At 62.2% G+C, this 20,087-nt stretch carries 12 protein-coding genes; 6 read left to right on the forward strand and 6 right to left on the reverse strand.

What is annotated here, in order from left to right:
- Position 1: 1 nt before the first annotated feature.
- From aceF to msrA, 4 genes are all read left to right on the forward strand, one after another.
- Positions 2-1,642 (forward strand): dihydrolipoyllysine-residue acetyltransferase, encoded by a 1,641-nt coding sequence (gene aceF, locus BM317_RS19910; RefSeq protein ID WP_092475839.1) that lies wholly within the window; start codon positions 2-4, stop codon positions 1,640-1,642.
- A 381-nt stretch (positions 1,643-2,023) separates the two neighbouring features.
- Complete coding sequence (locus BM317_RS19915) at positions 2,024-3,415, forward strand: alkaline phosphatase D family protein (protein WP_092475843.1); 1,392 nt, start codon at positions 2,024-2,026, stop codon at positions 3,413-3,415.
- Between the two features lie 182 nt (positions 3,416-3,597).
- The gene (locus BM317_RS19920; RefSeq protein ID WP_092475846.1) at positions 3,598-6,291 is read left to right on the forward strand and encodes a putative bifunctional diguanylate cyclase/phosphodiesterase; all 2,694 of its coding nucleotides are present in this window, start codon (positions 3,598-3,600) and stop codon (positions 6,289-6,291) included.
- 108 nt (positions 6,292-6,399) lie between these two features.
- Positions 6,400-7,047, forward strand: a complete 648-nt coding sequence (gene msrA / locus BM317_RS19925; RefSeq protein WP_092173488.1) for a peptide-methionine (S)-S-oxide reductase MsrA — start codon at positions 6,400-6,402, stop codon at positions 7,045-7,047.
- A 149-nt stretch (positions 7,048-7,196) separates the two neighbouring features.
- Here msrA and BM317_RS19930 read toward each other — a convergent pair whose 3' ends face one another.
- From BM317_RS19930 to putP, 4 genes are all read right to left on the reverse strand, one after another.
- On the reverse strand, positions 7,197-8,036 hold the full coding sequence (locus BM317_RS19930; protein ID WP_092475849.1) for a 23S rRNA (adenine(2030)-N(6))-methyltransferase RlmJ: 840 nt from the start codon (positions 8,034-8,036) through the stop codon (positions 7,197-7,199).
- Positions 8,037-8,117: 81 nt separating this feature from the next.
- Complete coding sequence (locus BM317_RS19935) at positions 8,118-8,849, reverse strand: DUF4123 domain-containing protein (protein ID WP_170842366.1); 732 nt, start codon at positions 8,847-8,849, stop codon at positions 8,118-8,120.
- Positions 8,846-10,903, reverse strand: coding sequence for a type VI secretion system Vgr family protein (locus BM317_RS19940; RefSeq protein WP_092173497.1), 2,058 nt, complete (start codon positions 10,901-10,903; stop codon positions 8,846-8,848). Before BM317_RS19940 ends, BM317_RS19935 begins: the two co-directional genes overlap by 4 nt.
- A gap of 416 nt (positions 10,904-11,319) precedes the next feature.
- Positions 11,320-12,804 carry a sodium/proline symporter PutP gene (gene putP, locus BM317_RS19945; RefSeq protein WP_092173502.1) on the reverse strand — a complete coding sequence of 495 codons (1,485 nt, stop codon included), beginning with the start codon at positions 12,802-12,804 and terminating at the stop codon, positions 11,320-11,322.
- A gap of 462 nt (positions 12,805-13,266) precedes the next feature.
- Between putP and putA the strand changes: the two genes are divergently transcribed.
- Together putA and BM317_RS19955 are read left to right on the forward strand one after the other, a co-directional pair.
- Positions 13,267-17,220 carry a trifunctional transcriptional regulator/proline dehydrogenase/L-glutamate gamma-semialdehyde dehydrogenase gene (gene putA, locus BM317_RS19950; protein ID WP_092475852.1) on the forward strand — a complete coding sequence of 1,318 codons (3,954 nt, stop codon included), beginning with the start codon at positions 13,267-13,269 and terminating at the stop codon, positions 17,218-17,220.
- A gap of 245 nt (positions 17,221-17,465) precedes the next feature.
- The gene (locus BM317_RS19955; RefSeq protein ID WP_092173512.1) at positions 17,466-19,268 is read left to right on the forward strand and encodes an acyl-CoA dehydrogenase; all 1,803 of its coding nucleotides are present in this window, start codon (positions 17,466-17,468) and stop codon (positions 19,266-19,268) included.
- Between the two features lie 219 nt (positions 19,269-19,487).
- Here BM317_RS19955 and BM317_RS19960 read toward each other — a convergent pair whose 3' ends face one another.
- Positions 19,488-19,790: a cell division protein ZapA gene (locus BM317_RS19960; protein WP_092475855.1), complete on the reverse strand. Its 303-nt coding sequence runs from the start codon at positions 19,788-19,790 to the stop codon at positions 19,488-19,490.
- Positions 19,787-20,017, reverse strand: coding sequence for a hypothetical protein (locus BM317_RS19965; protein WP_053117769.1), 231 nt, complete (start codon positions 20,015-20,017; stop codon positions 19,787-19,789). Before BM317_RS19965 ends, BM317_RS19960 begins: the two co-directional genes overlap by 4 nt.
- Positions 20,018-20,087: the final 70 nt, after the last annotated feature.

The raw sequence follows: 20,087 nt of genomic DNA on the forward strand, positions 1-20,087 counted from the left end.
CGTGAGCGAACTCATTCGCGTACCTGACATCGGCAACGGTGAAGGTGAAGTAATTGAACTGTTTGTGAAGGTCGGCGACCGTATCGAAGCCGACCAGAGCATCCTGACGCTTGAATCGGACAAGGCCAGCATGGAAGTGCCTGCGCCGAAGGCCGGTGTCATCAAGAGCCTGAAAGTGAAGCTGGGCGATCGCCTGAAAGAAGGCGACGAACTGCTGGAGCTGGAAGTCGAGGGCGCCGCTGCGGCGCCTGAAGCGGCCGCTCCCGCCGCTGCCCCGGCGGCGGCTGAAAAGCCTGCCGCCGCACCGGCCGCCGAAGCAGCTCCCGCTCCGGCCGCTGCGCCTGCCGCGGCCACGGTCCAGGACATTCATGTCCCGGACATCGGTTCGTCGGGCAAGGCCAAGATCATCGAAGTGCTGGTCAAGGTCGGCGACACCGTCGAAGCCGATCAGTCGCTGATCACCCTGGAATCCGACAAGGCCAGCATGGAAATCCCATCGCCGGCCGCCGGTGTGGTGGAAAGCGTCGAGATCAAGCTGGAAGACGAAGTCGGCACCGGCGATCTGATCCTGAAGCTCAAAGTGGCGGGTGCCTCGGCACCTGCTGCGCCAGCCCCGGCCGCTGCACCTGCCGCCAAGGCTGAAGCAGTGCCAGCGCCTGCCGCCGCGCCTGCCACCAAGGCCGAAGCTGCGCCTGCCCCTGTCGCCGCCGCGCCTGCGCCAAGCGGTGCCAAGGTGCACGCCGGCCCGGCGGTGCGTCAGTTGGCCCGTGAATTCGGTGTCGAGCTGTCGGCCGTTGGCCCAAGCGGCCCGCACGGTCGTGTGCTCAAGGAAGACGTGCAAGCCTACGTCAAGGCCATGATGCAGAAGGCCAAGAACGCACCGGCCGAAGGCGCCACCGGCGGCGCGGGCATCCCGCCGATCCCGGCGGTGGACTTCAGCCGCTTCGGTGAAACCGAAGAAGTGGCCATGACTCGCCTGATGCAGATCGGCGCGTCGAGCCTGCACCGCAGCTGGTTGAACATTCCACACGTGACTCAGTTCGACCAGGCCGACATCACCGAGCTGGAAGCTTTCCGCGTCGCGCAGAAAGCCGTGGCGGAAAAGGCCGGCGTGAAGCTGACCGTGCTGCCACTGCTGCTCAAGGCCTGTGCGCACCTGCTCAAGGAACTGCCGGACTTCAACAGCTCCCTGGCCCCAAGCGGCAAGGCTGTGATCCGCAAGAAATACGTGCACATCGGCTTTGCCGTCGACACCCCGGAAGGCCTGCTGGTACCGGTCATCCGCAACGTCGACCAGAAGAGCTTGCTGCAACTGGCTGGCGAAGCCGCTGCCCTGGCCGAAAAAGCCCGGAACAAGAAGCTCACCGCCGACGACATGCAGGGCGCCTGCTTCACCATCTCCAGCCTCGGTCACATTGGCGGCACCGGCTTCACGCCGATCGTCAACGCGCCGGAAGTGGCGATCCTGGGTGTTTCCAAGGCCACCATCCAGCCAGTCTGGGACGGTAAGGCCTTCCAGCCGAAGCTGATGCTGCCACTGTCGCTGTCCTACGATCACCGTGTGATCAACGGCGCCGCCGCTGCACGCTTCACCAAGCGCTTGAGCGACTTGCTGGGCGACATCCGCACCATCCTGCTGTAACACCGGGCGGCCCTCCCTTGGGGAGGGCCATTCGGAGCACCGTTTTCCGAGCGCCACGCTCGTACCTCAACCCCGTCCGTTTGGCGGGGCTTTTTTTGCCTGGCATTCGAGCCAGGTGCATGGGTGTTGTATGTGGCGGCCGCATCGCGAGCAAGTCGCTCCCACAGTGGATTTGCGGTGCTCCTGTGGGAGCGAGCTTGCTCGCGATAGCGGCATTTCCTACCCCGCAAGTTTTAAATGACTACAGCCCCTATTAGTCATTGCCCACAACTTGCGCCCCCTTCCCCGTCGATATTTATGGCGCGCCGGGCTTTAGCATCAAAACCGCCAAGGCCACTTGATGCTTGCACCCACCGACTAAAACTTCGAATGGATTCGAATATGTTCAAACCTACCGTCGGCCCCATTGTCGGGCACACGACCACTGACCATGCCCGGATATTCCTGCGGGGCGATCACGGCAACAACCGGGTATTTGCCGGTATACGACACCGGCGTCGAGGAGACACACGCTGGTCAAAAGGGCACTTTGTCCAATTGAAGGCCTACCGCGACATGTCCGATGTGATCGTGTTGAAAGACCTTCAACCCGACACCGCCTATGAATACCAGGCCGGCTGGCTCAGCCCCTTGAGCCCGACCCATACCGTGGAAACCATCCAGGAACTGCCACTGCAATGGCCTCGGAACACCTATTGCTTGCACACGCCGGCCGACAAACCCGATACGCCACGGGCTTACATCGTCGGCTCATGTCGCTACTTGCGGATCGCCGCCAGCACCCCGTTGTTCCCCAGCCTTGGGGATCGCACCTTTGCCGGCATCAATCGCATCGTCGAACAGGCCGACCCACCGATCAGCGCGGTGTTAATGACCGGAGACCAGGTTTATCTCGATGACTTGAATATCATCGGCCCGGACCGAAGCTATAGACACATCCTCTTCAGATACCGAGCGGTATTTACCCAGCCGCACATCAGCAAGCTGATGTCTGGCACGCCGACCTACATGATCCTCGACGACCATGAAATCGAAGACAACTGGCCCGCCAGGAAAACCGGCCACGACGACGTCCTGTATGCCAATGCCATGAGCGCCTATGGGCTTTACCAGGCCAGCCATGGGCCCGCCCATGAACTGTCGAGCGACGGAACATTGAACAGGTCGTTGACCCGCTACTGGTACACCTTTGCCCATGGCGATATCCACTGGTTCGTCACCGACAGCCGGACGCAACGCAACCTGTCGGCGGACGATCGGCGCATCCTCGACGCGGACCAGGAGCAATCCCTGCTCGAATGGCTCCTCAGCAGCCCCGCCCGGGTCAAGCTCGTCGTCACCAGCGTGATGTTTTTCCCTGACCGCCAGCGCAATGACGGCGATGCCTGGCAGGCCTTCCCGGAACAACGCTTGCGCCTGTTGGAAACCATCCGCCGCCACCGGATCAAAAACGTGGTGTTCATCTCGGGTGACGTTCACGGCTCGATGACCAGCCGCCTGCGTCACACTCAGGATCCTGATTTCGAGGTCAACACCGTCGTTTCCTCGCCGTTCTACAACAGCAAATTGCTGCCTTTTGCAAAAGCCGCGGATTTTATTTTCCACAGGCCCATGGCCCGTACGGACAGCGGGGAGTACCGCTATGAACTGACCAGCGCAGTGGTGAGCCAGGACAACTTCGCCCGCCTGCAGGTCACGGCGCAGAGCCTTCATGTCACCTTCCACGACCGTGACGGCGAGCCCTTGCAGACGATCGATATTGCGCTGCGATGAACTTCCATGCCCTCTGATCGGCTGGCGACTGGAGAAATCCCTTTGTCGGCCGATAAAAGGTTTATAGCACTTGGCCTTCATCTCTCTTGTCAGCCAGTGCCGCAATGATGCAACCTTGCGCCAATCCGTAATAACGAGGGCGTCAGCCCGGCGCGATCAGCATTTTCGAAGCGAGTTTCCCCATGAAAAGCCAACCCGATGCCGCCAGCCGTATGGCGGCCGAGGTAGTGACGCAGTTACCGGTGCCCGCGCGGCTCGGTATGCTGCGTTTCGAACGGCTGAATGAAGCTAGCTGGGCGCTGTTGTTTCTCGATCCCAATTGCGAGCGACACTTCGGCCTGCCGGCGGTGGAACTGTGCTCGCTGGTCAGCTCGCCGTACGCCAGCCTGATGGAGCCCGAAGCGCGCTATCAATTGCACGACGCCATCCAGCAGCAACTGGCCCAGGCCGCGCATTACCAGATTCGCTACACGCTCCACACCGCCAAGGGCCCGATGAATGTGCTGGAGACGGGCGAAGCCTACAGACAGCACAATCGTCATCTGCTGCGCGGTTACCTGCTGGTGGTGGACAATTTGCTGCAAAGCGAACCCTCCCTGCCGGCCCTGGACCTGGAAACCCAGAACTCGCGCCTGCAGATCGCCCTGGAACTGAACCAGCGCGCCCAGCAAGAGCAGCTCCAGCACCTGGACCGGGTACGTGCCCAACAAGACCTCATCCTGCTATTGACCCGCCAACGCTACAGCGCCAACAACTCCCTGCTCGAAGCGGCCGAACTCATCACCCGCAGCGCCTGCGACATCTACCAGATCGACTGCGCCAGTATCTGGAACCTGGATGACGGCAAACTGGTGCCGATTTCCGCCTACAACCGCGCCTCCCAGGAGTACTTCCTGCCGGCAGTCATCGACGCCAGCGAGTTTCCCGACTACATGGAGGCGCTGCAGACCTGTCGTGCCATAGACGCCCACAATGCGATGCGCGACCCACGCACCCGGGAGATGGCCGAGAGCCTGCGCGCCCGCGACGTCAACGCCATCCTCGACGCCAGCGTGCGCATCGACGGCCAAGTGGTGGGCGTGCTGTGCCTGGAACAAGTGGGGGCCACCCGCGCCTGGCAGTCGGATGAGATCGCCTTTGCCGGCGAGCTCGCGGACCAGTTCGCCCAGGTCATCAACAACCACAACCGCCGCACCGCCACCAGCGCCCTGCACCTGTTCCAGCGCGCCGTGGAGCAAAGCGCCAACGCGTTCCTGCTGGTCAATTGCGACGGAGTGGTGGAGTACGTCAACCCAAGCTTCACCGCGATCACCCAGTACACCACCGAGGAAGTCCACGGCCAACGCCTCTCGGAACTGCCGGCCCTGGAGAACCTCAGCGAGCTGCTGTTCGACGCGCCCTCGGCGCTGGCCCAGAGCAACAGTTGGCAGGGCGAGTTCAAGAGCCGGCGCAAGAACCTGGAACCCTACTGGGGCCAGTTGTCGATTTCCAAGGTCTACGGCGACAACCGCGAGCTGACCCACTACATCGGCATCTACGAAGACATCACCCAGACCAAACTGGCCCAGCAGCGCATCGAGCGCCTGGCCTACACCGACAACCTGACCAACCTGGGCAACCGCCCGGCGTTCATTCGCAACCTCGATGAGCGCTTTGCCCGGGACAGCGACTCGCCCATCAGCCTGCTGCTGGTGGACATCGACAACTTCAAGCGCATCAACGACAGCCTCGGTCACCAGACCGGCGACAAGCTGCTGATCAGCCTGGCCCGGCGCCTGCGCAACAGCCTGAGCCCCAGCGGCAGCCTGGCGCGATTCGCCAGTAACGAGTTCGCCGTGCTGCTGGACGACACGAGCCTGGAGGCCGGGCAGCAGATCGCCAGCCAATTGCTGATGACCCTCGACAAACCGATGTTCGTCGACAACCAGTTGATCAGTGTGACCGGCTCCGTAGGCCTGGCCTGCGCGCCGCTGCACGGCCGTGATCCGCAGACCCTGATGCGCAACGCCGGCCTCGCCCTGCACAAGGCCAAGGCCAACGGCAAGCATCAGGTCCAGGTGTTCACCGAGGCGCTGAATGCCGAGGCCAGCTACAAGCTGTTCGTCGAAAACAACCTGCGTCGCGCCTTGACCCAGAACGAACTGGACGTGTTCTACCAGCCCAAGTTGTGCCTGCGCAGCGGCCGTCTGCTGGGCATGGAGGCACTGCTGCGCTGGAACCATCCGGAAAAGGGCATGATCCGCCCGGATCAGTTCATCAGTGTGGCCGAAGAAACCGGCCTGATCATTCCCATCGGCAAATGGATCGCCCGCCAGGCCTGCCGGATGAGCAAACAGCTGACCGCGGCCGGCCTGGGCAACCTGCAAGTGGCGATCAACCTGTCGCCCAAGCAGTTCTCCGACCCGGACCTGGTCGCCTCCATCGCCAGCATCCTCAAGGAGGAACAACTGCCGGCCCGGCTGCTGGAACTGGAGTTGACCGAAGGCCTGCTGCTGGAGGCCACCGAAGATACCCACTTACAGCTCGACCAGCTCAAGCGCCTGGGGCTGACCCTGGCCATGGACGACTTTGGCACCGGGTACTCATCCCTGAGCTACCTGAAAAAATTCCCGATCGACATCATCAAGATCGATCGCAGCTTCATCCATGAGATCCCGGACAACCAGGACGACATGGAAATCACCTCGGCGGTGATCGCCATGGCCCACAACCTGAAACTCAAGGTCGTGGCCGAAGGCATCGAAACCGCCCAGCAATTGGCGTTCCTACGGCGTCACCGCTGCGACGTCGGCCAGGGCTACCTGTTCGACCGTCCCATCCCCGGCGCGGAGCTGGTCGAAAAGCTCAAGCGCTACCCGCGTGGGCCGCTCGTATAACTCAAGCTTCAAGCTTCAAGCTTCAAGCTTCAAGCAAACGATGGCACACTCTCACCACTTGTAGCTTGCAGCTTGCGACTTGCAGCTGCCTCCCTAAGAGGACTGATAATGGTCTTGCGCTCGGAAATCCTGGTGAATAAAAACGTGCTTCCTACTCAAGAACAAGCCCTGCCTGGCCGTGAAACCCCGATGACTGTGCCGGACAAACACTTCGTCCTCGACGCGCCCCTGCTGGGCCCATTTGCCATGGACGTGGATTTCGCGATCTTCGGCCTCGGCTGCTTCTGGGGCGCGGAACGCAAGTTCTGGCAGCGCGAAGGCGTGGTCAGTACCGCGGTGGGTTACGCCGGTGGTTTCACCCCGAACCCGACGTACGAAGAAGTCTGCTCGGGCCTTACCGGCCACAGCGAAGTGGTGCTGGTGGTCTACGAACCAGCGAAAGTCAGCTACGAACAACTTCTGAAGATGTTCTGGGAACTGCACAACCCGACCCAGGGCATGCGCCAGGGGAACGACATCGGCACCCAGTACCGTTCGGTGATCTATGCCACCACCCCGGACCAACTGGCGGCGGCCAAACACAGCGAGCAAGTCTTCCAGGCCGAGTTGACCAAGGCCGGAAAAGGCACCATCACCACCGAAATCGAAGAAGCACCGACGTTCTACTTCGCCGAGGCCTATCACCAGCAGTACCTGGCGAAGAACCCGGAAGGCTATTGCGGGATTGGCGGGACCGGCGTGACCTGCCCGATCTGACTGTCGGGCCCTGAAAAGCTTCGCGAGCAAGCCCGCTCCCACAGGTCTGGCGGCGTACACGACTCTTGCGTACGCCTCAGATCCAGTGTGGGAGCGGGCTTGCTCGCGAAGGCGTCCTTCCAGACAACCTGAATACATTGGCTCAATGATCAGCTCTCAGCGATCAGCCAATCCATCTGCCACCCGCCCTGGGTCTGCCCCAGCTTTTTCGACAGCCACGGCAGCAGCTCACGCAACTCTTCTTCCAGCCCCCACGGCGGATTGGCAATCGCCAGGCCGGAGCCGTTCAGGCTGTTGGGCGTCGCCAGTGGGTGCACGAGCAGCTCCACGCGCAACAGCTTCGGCGCTCCCGTGCCGGCCAGGTCCTGGTAGAAGCGACGCAACATCCGCTGGTCCTTCACCGGGTACCAGATGGCCGCCACCGTCTGGCGCATCCGGCCAATGGCCTCCTTGAGCGAGGCGGCGCAGCGCTGCATCTCGTCAAGCTGCTCGAAGGGCGGATCGATCAGCATCAAGGCACGCTTTTCGGCCACCGGCAGCAACGCCCGCGACACATGCCAGCCTTCACCCAGGTGCACCGCCACGCGACGGTCGCCTTTCATGTTGTCCTTGAGCAACACGCCGTCTTCAGGGTGTTTTTCGTTGAGCAGCACACGGTCCTGGGGACGAGTCAGGCGCCGCGCCAGTTCCGGCGAGCCCGGGTAGTAGCGCAGTTGCCCGTCCGGGTTCATCTCGTGCAGCACCTTCATGTAATCGGCAGTCAATGGCGGCAGGTCGCCCTCGCCCCACAACCGCGCAATGCCTTCCAGGTACTCACCGGTACGGTTGGCCTGGTCACCCTGCAAGTCGTACAGCCCGATGCCCGCGTGGGTGTCTAGGTAGGCGAAGGGCTGTTCCTTGCGCGACATCAGCGCGATGAGGCGGGTCAAGGTCAGGTGTTTGAACACGTCGGCGTGATTGCCGGCGTGGAAGGCGTGGCGATAATTCATGGCGGCTCCTGCGAAGGGCAACGAGTTTACCTTGAAGCGCGTCGAACGTCAGGGGTTGGCAGCCCGGCGGACACGCCACGATCAGCCCAGCTCCCGCAGCAAGTACGCCTGCAAGGGCGCCTTTGGCGCGACAACCGGCTTCGATCGCTCAAGAAAGTGAGCAATCTTGCGCCGCAGGATGCGCTGGTCGACGCGCTCCCACAGAGACGGATGCTCCTGGCCAAGCCAGGTGAGCAAGTTATCCACCAGACAATTCGTCGGGATCTCGGTCATGGCGTCCAGCAGCGCCACCGGCACTTCCCACCAAGGAAAAGTCTGGACCGGCCGCTGGGCATTTCCCATGAGCTCAAGGGATTGAGCGTTGATCAGGCAACGATTGATGACAGGCAGGAGCTCCCCGCCATCCACCGCCGTCGATTGGAGGATCGGTCCCATGAAGCGCCCATCCCAAAAACGCAGGAAAACCGGCTTGCCACCCGGCAACAGCACCTGCGTCACACCACGCAAATGCTCGGCAAGGGTTTCCTGGCTGGCACACGACACCGCCAGCCAACCCCAATCGAGCGAGTCGGCGGTCGCTATCCAATCAAGAAACCCACAGTCCGCGCGAACAAGCCCTACATAGGGCATGACCGCTTCCCACTCGGCGTACGGCGTGTCGGCCCAGATCGCCGTGGGTGTCGCGGCCATCGAACGGCGCCAGGCCGCCAACGCCCCAGCGCTGCTGGCATTGCTGAAAATGGCGAAAAGTTGCTCGGACGCCTGCAACGGATGGCGTTCAAGCCAGGCGCGGGGCGTTTGGCCGCTGTTCATGGGCGCTCCTGTGTGTCGACAGTTTTGTGAAAGACCGATGGCCCTGCGCAAACGCCGTTTCTGCACCGCTCGCACTCCTCGCAGAACGGCGCCGAGCCTTGGAAGCTGAGGATTTGCGCCAGGGAAAGCCGAGGGGCCGGCGCAGCGACCTGCTGCCCGGAGCTGACCGGCCAACCCGCCTCCGCCCCCATGACCGCCATCGGCGCCCCACCGACCTCGATCGGCACGCTGCTGAAAATCCCGTCGGCACCAATGTTGATCCAATGACCGCCAGCCTGGAGGGTCACACTGGCGCCAGCTTCCAGGACCACTTGCTGGCCGGCGCTGACATGAAACTGCCGGCTGGCGTTCAGGACCTGGCCGGTCACGCGAACATGCCGCTCGCCGCCCACCAGCAGATGATCGTCCTGGCGGACTTCAGCCTGGCGCCGGCCATGGGTAACGCGCTGCTCATCGGCCTTGAGTTCGTGCCGTGCCGTACCGGTGACGACGATGCTGCGCTCGTGATCGACCTGCACCCGCTGGTCGTGCAGCACGTGCTGGGTCCAGTTGCGCTGGGCCCGCAGGTAGATTTCCTCGGCCCCCTTGCGGTCCTCGATACGCAACTCGTTATAGCCTCCCCCACCGGGACTGCTCTGGCTGCGCCAAATACTGCGGGTCTTGTCCGCCGGCAGGTCCAACGGCACCGGGTTGGCGCCGTTGGGCAGGCAACCCACCACCAATGGCTTGTCCACGTCGCCATCGATGAACCCCACCAAAACTTCCATGCCGACCCGGGGAATCAGCACTGCACCATAGTGATCATGGGCCCAACCCGAGGCCACTCGCAGCCAGCAACTGGAATGTTCGTCGCGCTGGCCGTCGCGATCCCAGGCCAGTTGCACCTTGACCCGCCCGAATTCATCACAATGGATCTCGCTGTCCACCGGCCCGGTCACCACCGCTGACTGATAACCGTGGGCACGGGGCTTTTCAGGGTGCAGGGGCGGCCGAAAAAACACGTCCCACGGTGTGGCGAGAAAAGTGTTTCTGTAGCCCTGGAATTCGTCCGGGCCGGCGGCGGCTGTTTCTTCCAGCACCTGGGGTTGACGGCCATGATGGTCGATATGCGTCAGGAGCCAGAGATCGTTCCACTGCTCCCTGGGATGGCCCTTGATGCGCACGAAATGTCCGCTGACGAAAGCACTGTCATCGCTGCTGCCCTGGGCCACGCGATGATCGGCGCCGTGACGCTCAAGGGCACGCCGGGTCAGGTGCTTGCCATCGTCCCGGTCGCAGAACCCACCGGGGTAGCGATAGTCTTCGAGCGCTGGCAACTGCCGATTGTCGAGGTGGGTTTGCAACAACAGGCCGGGCTTGCGGAAGTCGTAGTCGCGCAACGTTACGGCCGTGGCGCGGGTCTGGAGCCGCACCGCCAGACGCTTGATGGCCGGCGCGTCGGCAGCCATCCCGCTGTCCGCCAGGTACAGCGTCGAGTCGGGCAGGCGGGGAAACCCGGTCTGATCGTCGCCGAACACCAGCAGATGGCCGTCAGGGCGGTGCCGAAAGTGATAGTGGATACCGACTTCGGCACAGATCCGCTCGATGAACGCCAGGTCGCTTTCGGCGTACTGCACACAGTATTCACGCTCGGGATAGTGCCCTGCGAGGATGAACTGGAAGGCCCCCTCCAGGACCCCATGTTCCTTCAACACCCGGGCGACGATATCGGGCACGCTCAAGTGCTGGAAAATCCGCTGGTTGATACGGTGGCGCAAGTAGGCCAGGCGCGGCACCAGACTGACCTGGTAACGGGTCAGGCGTCTGCCTGAATCGCCTTGGGCTACGCTATAGACCTGACCGTGCACGCCCCCTCCCCGGCCATCGAACCGCAGGAATGCCTGGCGATGCAGAAGTTCTTCCAGTACCAGGTCGCAGCGCTCGCTGACCAGTTCCACGTCAAAGCGATAGGGCTGGCTGATGGTTTCCGTGCCCTTGAACTCCAGTACCTTGAGTTCATTCGGCCCGCTGTCGAGCGTCAGCGTGAAACGCGGTGGATTGGCAGGCGGGAACATCCGATGTGCCTCTGCTGAATGGAGGCGGGGGATTCTGCACGAGCAGTAGGGGACGTGTATGGGAGGTCAGGAAAAACAGATTTGCCCTACATCCACGAAGGTAAAAGCTGCAAAGCGTGATGCATTTTCCGATAGACATTCGAAGCATCGCCGCCGTCCTACACATGAATCAGCAGTTTCTTGCAACGATCTGACGGCGGATGGTTCCTGATGCGGCAATCGGAGCTCTGGAACGGCCAGGACGCTGTGTCCGGGCTCTATCTCTATATAGCTCGCGAGCCCAGCGGTAGGAGCTGTCGAGCGGAGCGAGGCTGCGATCTTTCTCCAGACACTTGAGCCTCAAGTGAAAGATCAAAAGATCGCAGGCTTCGCCAGCTCCTACAGAACTCAGCGGGCTCAAAGCCCCACTGAAGACCTTACTGGTTCAGACGAAAATCTTTTTCCGCCGCGTCGAAGCGCTGCAGCATACCTGCGGTAGGCGAGCCCATCTTGCTGACCAGGTAGATGGCCAGGCTGGCGAAGATGAAGCCCGGGATGATTTCGTACAGGCCCAGCAGCGCGAAATGCTTCCAGACGATCACGGTGATTGCACCCACCAGAATGCCGGCGAGCGCTCCATTGCGGGTCATGTTCTTCCAGATGACGGAGATCAGGACAACCGGGCCGAAGGCAGCACCGAAACCAGCCCAGGCGTAGCTCACCAGACCCAGGACGCGGTTTTCCGGGTTAGCGGCCAGGGCAATGGCGACCAAGGCCACCAGCAACACCATGGCACGACCGACCCAGACCAGTTCCAGCTGGGAAGCACTCTTGCGCAGGAAGGTCTTGTAGAAGTCTTCGGTCAGGGCGCTGGAGCACACCAGCAACTGGCAGCTCAGGGTACTCATCACCGCCGCCAGGATGGCCGACAGCAGTACACCGGCAATCCATGGGTTGAACAGCAGTTTTGCCAGCTCGATGAACACGCGCTCTGGGTTCTCGGTCACGGGGCCGGCCACATCGGGGTGCGCCGAGAAGTAAGCGATACCGAAGAAGCCCACGGCCACGGTGCCGCCCAGGCACAGGATCATCCAGGTCATGGAGATGCGACGGGCATTGGCGATCGACTTGACCGAATCCGCCGCCATGAAGCGCGCCAGGATGTGCGGTTGGCCGAAATAACCCAGGCCCCAGCCCATCAGCGAGATGATGCCGATGAAGGTGGTGTTCTTGAGCATATCGAACGAAGTAGGGTCTTTCGCTTCGATGGCCAGGAAGGTGGTGTCCACGCCGCCAGTGGCCAGCAGAACGATGATTGGCGTGAGGATCAGCGCGAAGATCATCAGGGTCGCTTGCACGGTGTCGGTCCAGCTCACGGCCAGGAAACCGCCAACGAAGGTGTAGGCGATGGTCGCGGCAGCACCGGCCCACAATGCGGTCTCGTAGGACATGCCGAAGGTGCTTTCGAACAGACGGGCACCGGCCACGATGCCGGAAGCGCAGTAGATGGTGAAGAACACCAGGATCACTACCGCAGAGATGATCCGCAGCAAGCCGCTCTTGTCTTCGAAGCGGCTGGAGAAGTAATCCGGCAGGGTCAGGGCGTCACCGTTGTGCTCGGTCTGCACCCTCAGGCGGCCGGCCACGAACAGCCAGTTCAGGTAGGCACCGACGATCAGGCCGATGGCGATCCAGCTTTCCGACAGGCCAGACATATAGATGGCACCCGGCAAACCCATCAACAACCAACCGCTCATGTCGGAAGCACCGGCGGACAATGCCGTGACCACGCTGCCCAGGCTGCGACCGCCCAGGATGTAGTCGGAAAGGTTATTGGTGGAGCGGTAAGCCATCAGGCCGATCAGGACCATGGCTGCGATGTAGATCACGAAAGTGATCAAGGTGGGATTACTAACACTCATGAGTTACGCCCTGGCTTTGTTTTTATGGTGCGGTGGCAGTTGGAAGCGCCGACAACGCAGACGTTGTAGCGACGATTTGCAGTCCCGCGAATTTATGACTGATGTTTCCCCAGGAAAGCCATCAGCCGATGCCCCTCGGCTTGGAGCCGGTTGCACCTTGGCCGCGAATGCTATTCAACAAATCAAATAAGGTGCAACCAGTTTCGCTCGAATAAGTTGCACCTGATCGGTTTTATCGCAAAATCGTCGTTTTTTGCTCCCTTTTAGTGCGGTCCGCAGGGCATCACTAGAAGCCAAAGCACTAAGCCGGTGCAGGATTGGCGGGCACGCCCTGGCTTCCGGATGAGCTGCCTGTCATTTCAAGAAAAAAAGGGTTGCACCCGGTTGCACCTCAATCATCGCGCAGCTAATCTTGCCGCCAGCTGATGCCACGCCATACGTGGTAAACATGAGGATAAAAATATGGCTACCACCACCCTTGGGGTCAAACTCGATGACCCGACCCGCGAACGCCTCAAGGCGGCCGCAACCTCGATCGATCGCACGCCGCACTGGCTGATCAAGCAGGCAATTTTCAATTACCTGGAAAAACTCGAGGGTGGTGCAACCCTGACCGAGCTGAACGGTTCACCCCGTGCCGACAGCGATGATGCCGGCGACGTACAGGTCGACCATGCTCACCAATGCTTCCTCGAATTTGCCGAGAGCATCCTGCCGCAATCGGTCCTGCGCGCCTCCATTACCGCCGCTTACCGTCGCCCTGAGCCGGAAGTGGTGCCGATGCTGATCGAGCAGGCCCGCCTGCCAGTGGAAATGGCCGAAGCCACCAACAAGCTGGCGGCTTCGATTGCGGAAAAACTGCGTAACCAGAAAAGTGCCGGCGGCCGTGCCGGTATCGTTCAGGGCTTACTGCAGGAATTTTCCCTGTCGTCCCAGGAAGGCGTAGCCCTGATGTGCCTGGCCGAGGCGCTGCTGCGCATCCCGGACAAAGGCACTCGTGATGCGTTGATCCGCGACAAGATCAGCACCGGCAACTGGCAGCCGCACCTGGGCAACAGCCCGTCGCTGTTCGTCAATGCCGCCACTTGGGGCCTGTTGCTGACCGGCAAGCTGGTCGCCACCCATAACGAAACGGGCCTGACCTCCTCCCTGAGCCGCATCATCGGCAAGAGCGGCGAACCGATGATCCGCAAGGGCGTCGACATGGCCATGCGCCTGATGGGCGAGCAGTTCGTCACCGGCGAAACCATCGCCGAAGCCCTGGCCAACGCCAGCAAGTTCGAAGCCAAGGGTTTCCGCTATTCCTACGACATGCTGGGTGAAGCGGCGCTCACCGAACATGACGCCCAGAAGTACCTGGCCTCGTATGAACAAGCCATTCATTCGATCGGCAAAGCGTCCCATGGCCGTGGGATTTATGAAGGCCCGGGCATTTCCATCAAGCTCTCGGCCCTGCATCCGCGCTACAGCCGCGCCCAGTACGAGCGCGTCATGGACGAACTGTACCCGCGCCTGCTGTCGCTGACCCTGCTGGCCAAGCAATACGACATCGGCCTGAACATCGACGCCGAGGAAGCCGACCGCCTCGAACTGTCCCTGGACCTGCTGGAGCGCCTGTGCTTCGAGCCGCAGCTGACCGGCTGGAACGGCATCGGCTTCGTGATCCAGGCCTACCAGAAGCGTTGCCCGTACGTGATCGATTACGTCATCGACCTGGCCCGGCGCAGCCGCCACCGCCTGATGATTCGCCTGGTAAAAGGCGCGTACTGGGACAGCGAGATCAAGCGCGCCCAGGTCGAAGGACTGGAAGGCTATCCGGTCTACACCCGCAAGGTGTACACCGACGTGTCCTACATCGCCTGCGCGCGCAAACTGCTGTCGGTGCCGGAAGTCATCTACCCACAGTTCGCCACGCACAACGCCCATACCCTGTCGGCCATTTACCACATCGCCGGTCAGAACTATTACCCGGGCCAGTACGAATTCCAGTGCCTGCACGGCATGGGTGAACCGCTGTACGAACAAGTTGTAGGCAAGGTTTCCGAAGGCAAGCTGAACCGTCCGTGCCGTGTGTACGCCCCGGTCGGCACCCACGAAACACTGCTGGCCTACCTCGTACGCCGCTTGCTGGAAAACGGCGCGAACACCTCGTTCGTCAACCGCATCGCCGACCAGTCGATTTCCATTCAGGAACTGGTGGCCGATCCAGTGGCCAGCATCGAGCAGATGGCAACCCTGGAAGGCGGCTTCGGCCTGCCGCACCCGCGCATTCCGCTGCCGCGCGACTTGTACGGCAGCGACCGCGCCAACTCCAGCGGCATCGACCTGGCCAACGAGCATCGCCTGGCGTCGCTGTCCTGCGCCCTGCTGGCCACTGCCCATAACGACTGGAGAGCCGCGCCGATGCTCGGTTGCGCTGCCAGCGAAGAAACCCCGGCAGCGGTGCTGAACCCGTCTGATCACCGCGATGTGGTCGGCCATGTGCAGGAAGCCACGGTTGCCGACGTCGACAACGCCATTCAGTGCGCCCTCAACGCCGCACCGATCTGGCAGGCCACGCCACCGGCCGAGCGCGCCGCGATCCTCGAGCGTGCCGCCGACCTGATGGAAGGCGAGATCCAGCCACTGATGGGCCTGCTGGCCCGCGAAGCCGGCAAGACCTTCGCCAACGCTATCGCGGAAGTGCGTGAAGCCGTGGACTTCCTGCGGTATTACGCGGTGCAGGCACGCAACGATTTCACCAACGACGCCCACCGCCCTCTGGGCCCGGTGGTCTGCATCAGCCCGTGGAACTTCCCGCTGGCGATTTTCAGCGGCCAGGTCGCCGCCGCACTGGCCGCCGGCAACCCGGTTCTGGCCAAGCCCGCCGAGCAGACGCCGCTGGTGGCGGCCCAGGCGGTGCGCCTGATGCTCGAAGCCGGCATTCCGGAAGGCGTCCTGCAACTGCTGCCGGGCCGTGGCGAAACCGTTGGCGCCCGCCTGGTCGGCGACGATCGGGTCAAAGGCGTGATGTTCACCGGCTCCACCGAAGTCGCCCGCCTGCTGCAACGCAACATCGCCGGTCGCCTGGACAACCAGGGCCGGCCGATCCCGCTGATCGCCGAGACCGGCGGCCAGAACGCCATGATCGTCGACTCCTCGGCCCTGACCGAACAAGTGGTCATCGACGTCGTGTCCTCGGCCTTCGACAGTGCCGGCCAGCGTTGCTCGGCCCTGCGGGTCCTGTGCCTGCAGGAAGATTCCGCCGACCGCGTCATCGAAATGCTCAAGGGCGCCATGGCCGAATCGCGCCTCGGCAACCCGGAGCGCCTGTCGGTGGACATCGGCCCGGTGATCGACGCCGAAGCCAAGGCTGGCATCGAGAAACACATCCAGGCCATGCGCGACAAAGGTCGCACCGTCTACCAGATGGCGATCGCCGACAGCGACGAGTGCAAGCGCGGCACCTTCGTGATGCCGACCCTGATCGAGCTGGAAAGCTTCGACGAGCTGCAGCGGGAGATCTTCGGCCCGGTGCTGCACGTGGTGCGCTACAAGCGCAAGGAACTGGGTCAGTTGATCGACCAGATCAACGCCTCCGGCTACGGCCTGACCCTGGGCGTGCACACGCGCATCGACGAAACCATCGCCAAGGTCATCGACAACGTCCATGCCGGTAACGTCTACGTCAACCGCAACATTGTCGGCGCCGTGGTCGGTGTACAGCCGTTTGGTGGCGAAGGCCTGTCGGGCACCGGTCCCAAGGCCGGTGGCCCGCTGTACCTGTACCGCCTGCTGTCGACTCGTCCTACCGACGCGATCCAGCAGTCCTTCGTCCGTGGCGACGCCTTGGTTGCGCCGGACCTGCGCTTGCGCGATGCCATGAGCAAACCGCTGACCGCCCTGCAAGCCTGGGCCGACAGCCAGAAGCTCGCTGAACTGAGCGCCCTGTGCGTGCAGTTCGCGGCCCAATCGCAAAGCGGCATCACCCGCCAGTTGACCGGCCCGACCGGCGAACGCAACAGCTACGCCATCCTGCCGCGCGAGCACGTGCTGTGCCTGGCCGACGTGGAAGGCGACCTGCTGACGCAACTGGCGGCCGTACTGGCCGTGGGCGGCTCGGCCGTGTGGCCGGAAACCGACACCAGCAAGGCCTTGTTCACCCGCTTGCCGAAAGAGATTCAGGCACGCATCCAACGGGTTGCCGACTGGACCAAGGACGATGTGCTGTTCGACGCGGTCCTGCACCACGGCGACTCGGACCAATTGCGGGGCGTTTGCCAGCAAGTGGCCAAGCGTGCCGGCGCCATCATCGGGGTGCATGGTTTGTCCCAGGGCGAGACCAACATTGCGTTGGAGCGTTTGGTGATCGAGCGGGCCTTGAGCGTCAATACCGCGGCCGCAGGTGGTAACGCCAGCCTGATGACCATCGGCTAAACCCGCTGTAGACCAGGCACCTGCAATGGGTGCCTGGCAATCCAATCCCTGTGGGAGCGAGCTTGCTCGCGATAGCGGTGGTTCAGTCAGGAATGTTGTCGACTGGGACACTGCTATCGCGAGCAAGCTCGCTCCCACATTTTGATTAGCGTCACCCTCGCTCCTCCATCACTCAAATCAATCATCCTGTTCAGCCTCCATTGCCACGCCTAGACTCGGCCCATTCCAAAAAAAGGTAGGCCGCCATGTCCGAGACGCTGCTCAGTTCCCGCAATCTGGCTTTCGAGCTGTATGAAGTCCTCGATGCCGAGGGCCTGACCCAGCGCGAGCGGTTTGCTGAACACAATCGCGAAACCTTCGACGCAGCCCTCGGCACGGCCCGCAGCATCGCCGAAAAATTCTTCGCGCCCCACAACCGCAAGAACGATGAAAACGAACCACGCTACGAGAACGGCCAGGCGATCCTGATTCCCGAGGTAAAGCCGGCGGTGGATGCCTTTCTGGAGGCCGGCTTTCTCAATGCCGCGCGCAGCTTCGACGCCGGAGGCATGCAGTTGCCGACGCTGCTGTCCCAGGCTTGCTTCGCCCACTTCCAGTCGGCCAATGCCGCATCGACCTCTTACCCGTTCCTGACCATGGGCGCGGCGAACCTGATCGAAAGCTTCGGCAGCGATGAGCAGAAGCAACGTTTCCTGCAGCCGATGATCGACGGCCGTTTCTTCGGCACCATGGCCCTGACCGAACCCCATGCAGGTTCTTCGCTGTCGGATATTCGTACACGGGCAGAGCCTGCGTCCGATGGCACCTATCGACTCAAGGGCAACAAGATCTTCATCTCCGGCGGCGATCATCCCCTGTCGGAAAACATCGTGCACATGGTCCTGGCGAAATTGCCGGACGCGCCGCCGGGCGTGAAGGGCATTTCGCTGTTTATCGTGCCCAAGTTCCTGGTCAACGACGATGGCAGCCTCGGCCCGCGTAACGACGTGCTGCTGGCCGGGCTGTTCCACAAGATGGGCTGGCGCGGCACCACGTCGACCGCGTTGAACTTCGGCGACAACGGCGAATGCGTCGGTTACCTCGTAGGCAAGCCGCACCACGGCCTGAGCTACATGTTCCAGATGATGAACGAGGCGCGCATCGGCGTCGGCATGGGTGCGGTGATGCTGGGTTACGCCGGCTACCTGTATTCCCTTGAATACGCCCGCGAACGTCCGCAGGGCAGGGTGCCCGACAGCAAGGATCCGACCACCGCCCCGGTGGCGATCATCCAGCACGCCGACGTGCGCCGCATGCTCTTGACCCAAAAAGCCTACGTCGAGGGTTCGTTTGACCTGGGCTTGTACGCAGCACGGCTGTTCGACGACACCACCACCCTGGACAGCGAAGCCGAGCGTCGGCGCGCCCATGAACTGCTGGACCTGCTGACCCCCATCGTCAAATCCTGGCCCTCGGAGTTCTGCCTGAAAGCCAACGAACTGGCGATCCAGATCCTGGGCGGTCACGGCTACACCCGCGAATACCCGGTAGAGCAGTATTATCGCGACAACCGCCTGAACCCGATCCATGAAGGCACCCACGGCATCCAGTCCCTGGACCTGCTGGGGCGTAAGCTGGCGCAGAATGGCGGCGCCGGGCTCAAGCAGTTGATCCGCCTGGTGGCCGACACCACCGAACGGGCCCAGGCGCACCCATCATTGACGCCATTACGTCAGCCGCTGGAAGCGTTGGTGGCGCGCCTGCAAACCGTCACCCTGGGCCTGCTGACGGATCTGGCCCAGGGCAAGGTCAACAGCAGCCTCGCCAACTCGGCGCTGTACCTGAAAGTGTTTGGGCACATGGTGATCGGCTGGCGCTGGCTGGAACAGGCGATTCGTGCCGAGGAAGGACTGGCCAGGGGCAATGCCGCGGACAGCGGCTTCTATAAAGGCAAGCTGCAAGCGGCGCGCTACTTCCTGACCTGGGAAGTGCCGGGTTGTCACCATGAGCTGGCGATTCTCGAGGCGCGGGATGATACGTGCCTGGGGATGCGGGATGAGTGGTTCTGAGGCAAGACTCGTGGCGCGGCTGAGATCCAATCGCGAGCAGGCTCGCTCCCACAGTGGATCGGCGGTGGACACAACTCTGTGCCCACAGAAATATCCTGTGGGAGCGGGCTTGCTCGCGAAAGCGGCGGATCAGACCAATCAATTGTGACTGACATACCGCCTTCGCGAGCAAGCCCGCTCCCACATTAGATCACCACCAACCCTGGGTCCTAAAAGACTTCAGGCCTGCTGGATCGTCTTGGCAATCACCTCGACCGTGGCGCTGACTTGCTCTTGGTAACGGTCGAGTTCCGCCTGATGGCTCTTCTGCATTTCGATCTGTTGCGAACACAGGTTCATGGCCGCCAATACCAGCAGGCGGTCACCGATCAGCGTCGGGTATTTCCTTTTCGTGTCGGCCAGGGCGGCCTTGAGCATCGAAGCGGCGTCCAGCAGGGCCTGTTCCTGCCCGGCCGGCGCTTTGATTGAATAGTCTTCTCCCAGGATCGAGATGACCGTCACCCCATCGACGCCGTGCTTCATGCGCTGACAGGACCGGCGCTGGCGCGCTCGATCAGGGCCTGGATGCGGGCGGCGGTGGCGCCGTGCAGCTCTTCCTGTTCCATCAGGCTCAGTTGCAGGCTTTCGTTTTCATCCTTGGCCCGGGCAAGTTCGGCGCTCAGGGTTTCGTTCAGGCCGGTGAGGTGCAGGTTCTGTTGCACCAGGTCGTTGACCAGTTGCTCCAGTTGGCTGAGGGATGTTTCCAACATATTGATTTCCAGGCTTTTCCAAGGGGCGCGTACGATAAAGAAAAGTCACCGCCGATGCCACGCTTTACAC

Origin of the sequence: Pseudomonas sp. NFACC24-1, assembly GCF_900115235.1 — a bacterium.
Taxonomy (GTDB): Bacteria; Pseudomonadota; Gammaproteobacteria; order Pseudomonadales; family Pseudomonadaceae; genus Aquipseudomonas; species Aquipseudomonas fluorescens_AA.